Annotated in this window: 1 protein-coding gene and 1 tRNA gene; one reads left to right on the top strand and one right to left on the bottom strand. The window is 56.5% G+C overall.

Annotated features, from left to right (window positions below; genetic code table 11):
* Positions 1–154 precede the first annotated feature (154 nt).
* Positions 155–244, top strand: a tRNA-Ser gene (locus EN984_RS33615).
* A 93-nt stretch (positions 245–337) separates the two neighbouring features.
* On the opposite strand, the gene EN984_RS37950 is transcribed toward EN984_RS33615, so the two are convergent.
* A complete protein-coding gene (locus EN984_RS37950) occupies positions 338–1,495 on the bottom strand; it encodes a hypothetical protein (protein WP_164748983.1) in 1,158 nt (385 codons plus the stop codon).
* Positions 1,496–1,693: the final 198 nt, after the last annotated feature.

The following is a 1,693-nucleotide window of genomic DNA, read 5'->3' as shown; positions in this document are numbered from 1 at the left end:
AGCAGGAACCGACGCAGCGGTGGTTGACGCAGCCCTCAATGCCGCTTTACAGGAATGAGGCGTGAACCAGCCGGGAGCGCCTTCGGTGCCAATCCGGTGCCAACAGGCCAAACGAGCTGGCCTCGTGCTACCCAAGTGGTTGAAGAATCACGATGGAGGAATGGCCGAGCGGTTTAAGGCACCGGTCTTGAAAACCGGCGTGGGTGCAAGCTCACCGTGGGTTCGAATCCCACTTCCTCCGCCAGAATTCTAATTAACTAATTGAAAAAGCGGAGTAAATCGCTCTCGCCTTATTCGGTTCCTAACTCAGTTCCTAACTTTTTCGTTCAATGACGACTTATCGCCAGAGCGATTGCCCTCCCCTGAGCATGACCATGTCGTCATCCTCGTCGTCCTCGGGCTCATACGGCGCCGGTGCCTCAAGCAGGTCGATTCGCCTGAGATCAGTCCCTCCCATCGGCGCATCGAGCGAGAGCGTTTTGAACGTGTCGTATTCACGGTTGTAGCCGGTGACGTAATCCTTCATCCGCGCACCGACGTGCTCCAGCAGTAGCTTGCCTTCGAGCACAGCCAGGAGCATCGAGGCGATAACATCATCACGCATGAAGCGCGGAAGTCCTGAACTGACCGCCCGGCTCACCACCCGATAGACCGTGTCCGGGTCGTGGCGCATGGTGTTGATTGATTTCTTTCGCAGCATCCACGCGGCCTGCTTCTTATAGATTTCCTGGCGATGTTCGACAAAGTATTTTCGTTGGGAAATCCGGGTTTCATCCAGATGACCAGCTCTGTACGCATGGTAGTACGCAACCACTTTTTCCGGATTGGCTAGACGCCAAGCTTTCTTGGCCGCTGCACGTATCTCCTTATGTGTCTCACGATACCTTCGCCCGTAGTCCAAGTCTTTTTGACGGTTCTCAGCTCTCCATTTTTTCTTCTTTTCCCTAGCTTCTGGCGAACGTTTCCTTGCCAAGACTTTTTCGCGATTTTTGGTTAGGTATCGGTGTTGTGCTTCGAGGTGCTTTATCGGATCGCGGGCCATCCTGGCACGGTGGAGCTTGGAGACATGACCGCGCAAGATAGTGGGAAAGCTTGTGCCCGCTAATCCCGCTACGCTCCACCACCAAATGAAAAGCCCGCCATCTCTCGGCAGCGGGTCGCCGCCGGGGCTGCCTGTGCAACAAAGGCCTTCGATCCGCGTTGAGGCTGGTCTCAGTGGAGCTTCGACAATGGACCCCGCAACCGCAGCAGTATTGCTTTTACTCTCTTGCAGCCCAGGCCAGGCTGCCGTCTGCAAGCCCATTGAGGCCGCGCCGACGACATATGCGTCGTTCGACGCGTGTCGGGCATCTCTGAAAGACAGGCTCGCAGGTGCGCCAAACGGTGAAATCGTCGGACGATGCCATCCTGTCGACGAGACTGTCACCGGTTCACTGCCCGCCGGGTACACCACCGTTGTTGTCACGCGGGGCGTTGGGGGCAACGCCATCAGCAATAGCTACATCGTTCAACACAAAGAATAGAAAGGCCCGCCACCATGAGGCAGCGGGCTCTATGTCCACTATTTGACGATACGGGGGTCACCAGCCGTTGCGATGCCAATCCGACCCCTCTTGCGGCATGTCGGTATCGTTCGACCACGCGATATCGCCATAGTCTTCCGCACAGTACGCTTCGGCGTCGTGCTGCTCTT

The organism is Mesorhizobium sp. M7A.F.Ca.CA.004.12.1.1 (genome assembly GCF_003997835.1).
In the GTDB taxonomy this organism is placed as follows: Bacteria; Pseudomonadota; Alphaproteobacteria; order Rhizobiales; family Rhizobiaceae; genus Mesorhizobium.
The sequence above is the reverse complement of the archived record's forward strand: the minus strand, read 5'-3'. Positions and strand labels throughout refer to the sequence as shown.